Consider the following 7,211-nt stretch of genomic DNA (forward strand, 5'->3'; position numbering starts at 1 on the left):
GCCCTCAGCGCAGGTATCCCGCCGCGCGCAGATCCGCCTCGACGGCCTCGCAGAAGGCGTGCAGCGGATTGTCGTTCTGCGGTTGCGGCGGGCGCAGCGGCACCATGGGCGCAAACGCCAGGGCCGGCGGAGACGACCCTTGAGCTTCGTCGTCGTCCGCAGCGGGACTTTCTTCCGAAACGTCTCGCCTCAGAGCAGCCGAGATGAGCTTTCGCAGCATATCCGCCTCCTGACCGCGCAACGGCGGAATGTTCGCTCAAATCCCGGCGACGATCAACGTTCCGAACACATGCAATAACCCGGAGACATGACATGGACATGAGCGCCATCGGCCGCGCCGTGCTGACCGCACGCGAGGGCCGCCGCCTGACCGCCTACCGGGACAGCGTCGGCATCTGGACCATCGGCATCGGACATACCTCGGCCGCCGGGCCACCCCTGGTCACGCCCGGACTCCGGCTCACGGAGGCCGCCTGCGACGACCTGTTCCGCCGGGACCTCGCCCGCTACGTGCGCGGCGTCGCGGCGGTCGCGCCCGACGACCTGCCGGACCACGCCTTCGACGCCCTGGTGTCGCTCTGCTTCAACATCGGCCTCTCCGCTTTCGAGCGCTCGACGGTGGCGCGCTGCCTGAAGGCGGGGGACCGTGCCGGGGCCGCCGAGGCGATCCTGCTTTGGAACCGTCCCACCGCGCTGATCCCGCGCCGGGAGGCCGAGTACGACCAGTTCCGGACGCCCTATTCCGAGGCCCTGCCGCGGGCGCGGCGTGGGGACGCGGCCGCGATCTCCGATCCCCGGCCCGCGCGGACGCCGCTCCCGGCACCGCGCCGGCCGGCGCCGCGCCCGCGTTCGCTGCCGCAGATCATGCCCTCCGCCCTGCCCCCTCGGCCGGTGGAGCCGGGGACGGGCGCGCGCCGGCCCGGCGCCTGGGCCCGCCTGTGGGCCGGCCTGCGCGGCCGCGCCTCACGAGACACATGACCCACCGCCGATCCCGATCGCGAATCGCTCAACCGTGGAGCCCACCATGATCCGTCCGTCTCGTCCTTTCGCGCGATCCGCCCTCGCGGGTGCCCTCGTCCTCTTCGGCCTGACCGGCGCTTGCGCGGCGCAGGCCGACGCGATCACCCTGCCCTGGGGCGACGCCGTCGCGGGCGTGGTCCAGGGCCTCGGCAGCGTGCTGGTGCCCCTGGCCGCGACAGCCGCGCTGACGGCGCTGGCACGCCTCACCGGCCCTTTGCGCGTGCTCGTCACCACCACGCTCGTCGAGCGCTTGGTGCGGAACGTCGGCGACTACGCCATCAACGCGGTGGCGGGGGCGGTGCGCGGCCAAACCCTGAGCGTCCCGGTGGGCTCGCGGGTGATCGCCAGCGCGGTGCAGCGGGCCCTCGATCAGGCGCCCGGCTGGCTCGTGCGCGCGGCGGGCGGGCGGGAGGGCGTCGGCGAGAAGGTGTTCCGCAGCCTTCCCCTCGAAGAGGCGGCGACGGAAGCCAACACCCTCGCGCCCGCGTTGCAGGCGACGCGAAACCAGCGGGCGCCCGCACGGCCCTGAGGGCAGGGCCTCGGGCGGCTGGGTCTCTCGCGGGGCGGAACCTCGAGAGGCCTCGGGATCTCGGAGGAGGGCGAACCTTGGAAAAGATCGCGCTGGAGGCCGCGCGTCTCCTCGTCTCCCAGGAAGGCGCCGGCTGGACCGTGGCCGTCCTCCTCGGGCTCGCGTGCTTCCACCTGCACCGGGAAACCACGCGCTTGCAGGAGGCCCGGCTCAGCGACACCGGAGCGACCGCGACGGCCCTGGAGCGGGCCTCGCAGACCAACGCCGCGGTCGCGGCGGCTCTGGAGAGCCGGACGCGGGTGCTCGAGGACCTGTCGCGGGTCGCGGCCGAGATCGCCTGCGGCGTCGAGCGCAGCGATGCGCGCGCCCGCGAGAAGTTCGACGACATCCTGCGCCGGCTCGCCGAGCCGCGCCCGCGCGCGTGAGGATTCCGCCGGGAGGACCCTGCCGAGAGGATTTCCGCTATGAACCGCATCCCCCTGTTCCCCGGCCGGGCGTCGCGGCACCGGAGCGCGGCCCTTCGCCTCCGCGCCGCCCGCCGGTGCTTCGACCGCTCGACCGTGGCCCTGCGCAAGGCCGCCCTCGATCACATCGACGACCAGGCCCTCATCGGCACGATGCTGGAGGCGACCCTGGCCCGCATCGCCGCGCAGGGGAGCGGCCCCGCGCCCCGATGAGGAACCGAATGGCCGAGGTTGCGCTTGGCTCCGCATTCAGGGCGCATTCACGGCCCGGCCCTTAGATCTTTCCGCCATGCGTATCCTTCTCGCCCTGTTGTTGATCGGACTGACCATCGCGGGATTCGCGACGGGTTCGATCGATACGTTCGCGGAGGAGACGCCCGCGACCGGCGCCGTCACGGCCCCGCTCGCCGCGATGCCGCGCGGCGAGACCTGCCTCAGCGCCGCGGACATGCGCGAGGCGGTGGCCGACAAGCGGGTGATCGCCCCCGTGGCGGCGATTCGCGCCGCGCGCCAGGTGATCCCGAGGGCGGAGATCCAGCGGGCGCGCCTGTGCCGGAACGACGAGACGCTGGTCTATCTCCTGACGGCCCTGCGCCGCGACGGCCAGTTCGTCCATGTCATGATCGACGCCACCACCGGGCAGGTCAGCGGGCCGTAAGACCGGCCGAGATTAAGTTCGGCCAAGCCTTGTTTCGCAGGGCGCGAGAGGCGGCTACCGTGCGGGATTACGTCGGGGACGCCGTTCCAGGCCATCATCACAGGAGTGCGGGACCGTGCGTTTGCTCGTCGTCGAGGATGACCGGGACATCAACCGGCAGGTGGTGAATGCGCTGGAGGAGGCCGGCTACGTGGCCGACAAGGCCTTCGATGGCGAGGAGGGCGGCTATCTCGGCGAGAACGAGCCCTACGACGCGATCATCCTCGACATGGGCCTGCCGAAGACCGACGGCGTCAGCGTGCTCCAGAAATGGCGCCGGGCCGGCATCAAGACGCCCGTCATCATCCTCACGGCGCGCGACCGCTGGTCGGACAAGGTCGACGGCTTCGATGCCGGCGCCGACGACTACGTCACCAAGCCCTTCCACATGGAGGAGCTGATGGCCCGCGTGCGCGCCCTGCTGCGCCGCGCCGCCGGCCACGCCACCAGCCAGATCGCCTGCGGGCCGGTGGTGCTCGACACCCGCTCCGGCCGCGTCTTCGTGGACGGCAACCCCGTGAAGCTGACGAGCCACGAGTACCGCCTGCTCTCCTACCTGATGCACCATACCGGCCGCGTGGTCTCGCGGGCCGAGCTCACCGAGCACCTCTACGACCAGGATTTCGACCGGGACTCGAACACCATCGAGGTCTTCGTCGGCCGCCTGCGCAAGAAGCTCGCGGTGGACCTGATCCAGACCGTGCGCGGCCTCGGCTACCTCGTCGACCCGAACCAGCCGGCCCCGCGCGTGTGAACGGGCGCAGGGCCTCGAAGCGCGTCGCGCATCCGTAAGTTGATTTCACCGAGCGGTCATTTTAGCTTCGAAATCAGGCATCGCGCATCGAATGGGATGCGCGGAAGTCGTAACCATGCATCCCCGGGCCATCTTGCTGCGGATGCCGCCCATTACGAGACCATTGCATGGACAAGGCCGTTGTCCAGGCCATGAAGGGCCTGGAGAAGTATGGGCCGGATGGCTTGGTTTTCTCTGTCGCGATGATCGGAACGTTCGGCGCGCTGGCAGCCGGCGCCCCTCCGATCTGGAGCGTGCTCGCGGGATGCGGTTTCTGCGTGATCTGGCTCGTTCGCAATTATGCTGTCGCCCACATCGAAGTCCGAAACCGAATGGCGGACCTGGAACTGACGGCGCGACGACGAGGCCTGCCGATCATCCGGAAAGCGAAACCCGTCGTTCCCCCGGATGCATGACACCAATTGTCAATCTCGGAGAGGTGACATACATCCAAAGCCATGGTGACCGGCATGCAGGGCGCATTCTTTGTCGTGATCGCGATCTTGGCGGTCAGCCTGCTGGCTGGGCGGGAGCTGGTTCACGCGACCACCCATGCACGTCGTAAAGGACAGGCGCTGGCCCGAGCGACAGATGATTTGAATCGTTGCTTCGACCTGACGGAGCGTGCCCTGAGCGATGATCGCGTCTCTCCGTATTTGAAGGCGGCGCTCATCAATCAGACCGCCGCGCTGACCGATTCAAAGATCGGCAAGGCGAGCATCGAAGCCTTCCTGAAGCTCGTGGCGCAGAACGACGGCGCGCCGGAAATGATCGAGAATCCTCTCGGTGAGGCGATCGATCACCTCGCATGTGTCGACCCGAAGCTCGCCGCCGAATGCCGTTCCGCTTTTGGTGAAGGCCTGGTCGCGCTCCTCTTGATGCATGCGGACGCCTTCACAGTCGAAGACGCGGCCCTCGAAGCCGTCCGCAGTCCCTATGGTGTTCCCGCCGGCATCGCTCGGATGTTCGGTGGCTCTGGACTGGCGCCCGTTTAAGGCCGGATCGATTAGTCCATCGAGCGCCGCGCGTCCGGGCGATCCTTCATGGTGCATGGACCCGACAGGCAGATGATTCCCTTCCGGGCCTGGCTTCCCATGCGACGGCGCTCCATCGCGGTGCGTCTGGCCACCTCCGCGCTGCTGGCGAGTTCCGCGATCCTGCTCATCGCCGCCTGGATCCTCACGACCCTGTACCGCGAGAACACCGAGCGCGCCTTCGACAGCCGGCTCCTCGTCTACGCCAACAACCTCGCCACGGACCTCGTCTCGCCCAACGATCCCGAGAGCCGCTCCTTCACCCTGAGCGATCCGCGCTTCGACCTGCCGCTGTCGGGCTGGTACTGGCAGATCGGCCGGCCGGACGCGAAGCCCCGCGACCTGCGCACCTCGCGCTCGCTGGTGGGCGTGCCCCTGAAGGCGGCCGGCACCCCCGACAACAAGGCCGGCATCGGGCAGATCCGCCAGGGCTACGGCCGGGCGCAGGACGAGCGCCGCCTGCGCATCATCGAGCGCGACGTCGATCTCGGCGAGGAGGGCCGCTACACCGTGCGGGTGGCCGGCCCCGCCGACGAGATCGAGAACGACGTCGACCGGTTCCGGTTCTCGCTGATGGTGACCTTCGGCCTCCTCGGCCTGTCGCTGGCCCTCACCACCCTGCTGCAGATCCGCTTCGGCCTTGCGCCGCTGGCCAAGCTCCGCACCGCCCTCGGCGCCATCCGGCGCGGCGAATCGGACCGGATTACGGGCGAGTATCCGCGCGACATCGCCCCCCTCGCCGGGGAGGTGAACCTGCTCATCGAGACCAACCGCGAGATCCTGGAGCGGGCGCGCACCCAGGTCGGCAACCTCGCGCATGCCTTGAAGACGCCGCTCTCGATCATCGTCAACGAGGTCGGCGCCGCCGACGCCCCCGGGGACCTTTCCGCCAAGATCCGCGAGCAGGCGGCCGTGATGCGCGACCAGGTGAACTACCATCTCGACCGGGCCCGCGCAGCGGCGCTGGCCGGAACGCTCGGCACCTCGACGGAGGTCGAGCCGGCGCTCGCCGGGCTGGTGCGCACCTTCGGCAAGATCTACCGCGACAAGGACATCGCCTACGAGGTCCACGTGCCGGCGGGCCTGCGCTTCCGGGGGGAACGCCAGGATTTCGAGGAGATGATCGGCAACCTCGTCGACAACGCCTCGAAATGGGCTCACGGCCGGGTCGCGATCCGGGCCGAGGCGGTGGGCAAGGACGACTATCCACACCTTCTGGTGGCGATCGAGGATGACGGGCCCGGCCTCGCGCCGGAGGACCGGGCGGCGGTGCTCGGACGCGGGCGGCGCCTCGACGAGACCAAGCCGGGCTCGGGCCTCGGCCTCTCGATCGTGGCGGACCTCGCCGCCCTCTATCGCGGGCGCTTCCGCCTGGAGGCGGCGGCGCTCGGCGGCTTGCGGGCGGTGATCGAGGTGCCGGGCGATGCGCCGGCGGGCGTCGCGCCGCATTGAGGCCGCCGGTACGGGCCGTTTGCTCCCGGAAGTGTATCGGTTAAGGTTGTGTCCCTCTCCGATTTGGCTGCGCGTGACACCGTGTCACCCGAGGCCCGCATCGTGTCGGCGTGAGCCCGCGTCTACATGCAAGCGGGGCAGCATCTGGGGCATGATGACGGCACTCTGGTTCATACTGGCGTTCATGACCGGCGCGGCGGTGATCGCCCTGCTCTGGCCGATGTCGCGCCGGGCGAATCCCGCGGCAGGCCCAGAGGCCGGCGGCCTCACCACCGAGACCGGCTTCTACGAGGACCAGTTGCGCGAGATCGAGCGCGACGAGGCGCGCGGCCTCATCGCCGCCCCCGAGGCGGAGGCCGCCCGCACCGAGGCGGCGCGCCGGCTCCTGCGCGCCCACCGGGCCGGAGTGCCCGCGGTGCCCGGCATCGCCGAGCCGGCCCTGCGCCAGCGCCGGGCGGCCTCCGCCTTCGCGCTCTCGACCATCCCCCTCGTCGCCCTCATCGCCTACGGCCTCTACGGCTCGCCGCACATGCCGGCCCAGAGCGCGGCCGAGCGCCAGGCGGTGCAGAGCGGAGACCAGGATCTCCTCAAGGCCATCGGACAGATCGAGGCGCGCCTCGCCGCCGATCCGAAGGACGGACGCGGCTGGTCGGTGCTCGCCCCCGTCTACATGCGGATGGGCCGGTTCGACGACGCGGCCCACGCCTACGAGGCCGCCACCCGCATCCTCGGCGAGACGCCGCAGCGCCTCTCCGACTGGGGCGAGGCCCTGGTCGCTGGCGCCAACGGAGCGATTCCCCCCCAGGCCAAGGCGATCTTCCAGCGCGCGGTCGACCTCGACGGGCAGGCAGCCAAGCCGCAATTCTACCTGGCGCGGGCGGCCGAACTCGAGGGCGACGTTCCCGAAGCGATCCGGCGCCTCCAGGCCATGGCCGACGCGGCGCCGGCCGACGCCCCCTGGCTTTCCCTGGTGAAGGAGAACCTGACGCGCCTGAAGGGCGAGGCCCCGGGTCAGGTGCAGGCGCCCAAGGCGGGACGCGCGGCCGCCCTTCAGGCCCTGCCGCCGGCGAGCCGAGACGGTGCCATCCGGGCGATGGTCGACAGCCTCGACAGGCGCCTCGCCGACCGGGGCGGCACCCTGGAGGACTGGCTGCGCCTCGTGCGTTCCTACGGCGTGCTCAAGGAGCGCGACAAGGCGAATGCCGCCCTGGAACGGGCGCGC

11 protein-coding genes are annotated in these 7,211 nt (G+C 70.5%); 10 read left to right on the plus strand and 1 reads right to left on the minus strand.

All coding sequences use genetic code 11. The features are described from left to right. Positions 1-4 precede the first annotated feature (4 nt). Positions 5-220: a hypothetical protein gene (locus tag MKK54_RS03565; protein WP_244009190.1), complete on the minus strand. Its 216-nt coding sequence runs from the start codon at positions 218-220 to the stop codon at positions 5-7. Positions 221-312: 92 nt separating this feature from the next. Between MKK54_RS03565 and MKK54_RS03570 the strand changes: the two genes are divergently transcribed. The 10 genes from MKK54_RS03570 to ccmI form a co-directional block, all read left to right on the plus strand. Further along, positions 313-978: a lysozyme gene (locus tag MKK54_RS03570; protein ID WP_244009191.1), complete on the plus strand. Its 666-nt coding sequence runs from the start codon at positions 313-315 to the stop codon at positions 976-978. Positions 979-1,024: 46 nt separating this feature from the next. Next, a complete protein-coding gene (locus MKK54_RS03575) occupies positions 1,025-1,549 on the plus strand; it encodes a hypothetical protein (RefSeq protein WP_244009192.1) in 525 nt (174 codons plus the stop codon). Positions 1,550-1,626: 77 nt separating this feature from the next. After that, positions 1,627-1,974, plus strand: a complete 348-nt coding sequence (locus MKK54_RS03580; protein ID WP_244009193.1) for a hypothetical protein — start codon at positions 1,627-1,629, stop codon at positions 1,972-1,974. A gap of 39 nt (positions 1,975-2,013) precedes the next feature. Further along, entirely contained in the window at positions 2,014-2,226 is a 213-nt protein-coding gene (locus MKK54_RS03585) for a hypothetical protein (RefSeq protein ID WP_244009194.1), read from the plus strand. 76 nt (positions 2,227-2,302) lie between these two features. Beyond that, positions 2,303-2,671 (plus strand): PepSY domain-containing protein, encoded by a 369-nt coding sequence (locus MKK54_RS03590; protein WP_244009196.1) that lies wholly within the window; start codon positions 2,303-2,305, stop codon positions 2,669-2,671. A 115-nt stretch (positions 2,672-2,786) separates the two neighbouring features. Continuing rightward, entirely contained in the window at positions 2,787-3,464 is a 678-nt protein-coding gene (locus MKK54_RS03595; RefSeq protein ID WP_055946034.1) for a response regulator transcription factor, read from the plus strand. A gap of 167 nt (positions 3,465-3,631) precedes the next feature. Continuing rightward, positions 3,632-3,919, plus strand: a complete 288-nt coding sequence (locus MKK54_RS03600) for a hypothetical protein (RefSeq protein ID WP_244009197.1) — start codon at positions 3,632-3,634, stop codon at positions 3,917-3,919. Positions 3,920-3,973: 54 nt separating this feature from the next. Beyond that, positions 3,974-4,498 carry a hypothetical protein gene (locus MKK54_RS03605; protein ID WP_244009198.1) on the plus strand — a complete coding sequence of 175 codons (525 nt, stop codon included), beginning with the start codon at positions 3,974-3,976 and terminating at the stop codon, positions 4,496-4,498. A 72-nt stretch (positions 4,499-4,570) separates the two neighbouring features. After that, entirely contained in the window at positions 4,571-5,989 is a 1,419-nt protein-coding gene (locus MKK54_RS03610) for a sensor histidine kinase (RefSeq protein ID WP_244009200.1), read from the plus strand. 154 nt (positions 5,990-6,143) lie between these two features. Beyond that, on the plus strand, positions 6,144-7,211 hold a 1,068-nt coding region (gene ccmI / locus MKK54_RS03615; protein ID WP_244009201.1), incomplete at its 3' end, for a c-type cytochrome biogenesis protein CcmI.

The organism is Methylobacterium sp. J-068, assembly GCF_022829445.1.
In the GTDB taxonomy this organism is placed as follows: Bacteria; Pseudomonadota; Alphaproteobacteria; order Rhizobiales; family Beijerinckiaceae; genus Methylobacterium.

Coding starts and splice junctions, on each gene's coding strand:
- MKK54_RS03565 (WP_244009190.1), bottom strand. CDS start 220: ATGCTGCGAAAGCTCATCTCGGCTGCTCTGAGGCGAGACGTTTCGGAA.
- MKK54_RS03570 (WP_244009191.1), top strand. CDS start 313: ATGGACATGAGCGCCATCGGCCGCGCCGTGCTGACCGCACGCGAGGGC.
- MKK54_RS03575 (WP_244009192.1), top strand. CDS start 1,025: ATGATCCGTCCGTCTCGTCCTTTCGCGCGATCCGCCCTCGCGGGTGCC.
- MKK54_RS03585 (WP_244009194.1), top strand. CDS start 2,014: ATGAACCGCATCCCCCTGTTCCCCGGCCGGGCGTCGCGGCACCGGAGC.
- MKK54_RS03590 (WP_244009196.1), top strand. CDS start 2,303: ATGCGTATCCTTCTCGCCCTGTTGTTGATCGGACTGACCATCGCGGGA.
- MKK54_RS03600 (WP_244009197.1), top strand. CDS start 3,632: ATGGACAAGGCCGTTGTCCAGGCCATGAAGGGCCTGGAGAAGTATGGG.
- MKK54_RS03605 (WP_244009198.1), top strand. CDS start 3,974: ATGCAGGGCGCATTCTTTGTCGTGATCGCGATCTTGGCGGTCAGCCTG.
- MKK54_RS03610 (WP_244009200.1), top strand. CDS start 4,571: ATGATTCCCTTCCGGGCCTGGCTTCCCATGCGACGGCGCTCCATCGCG.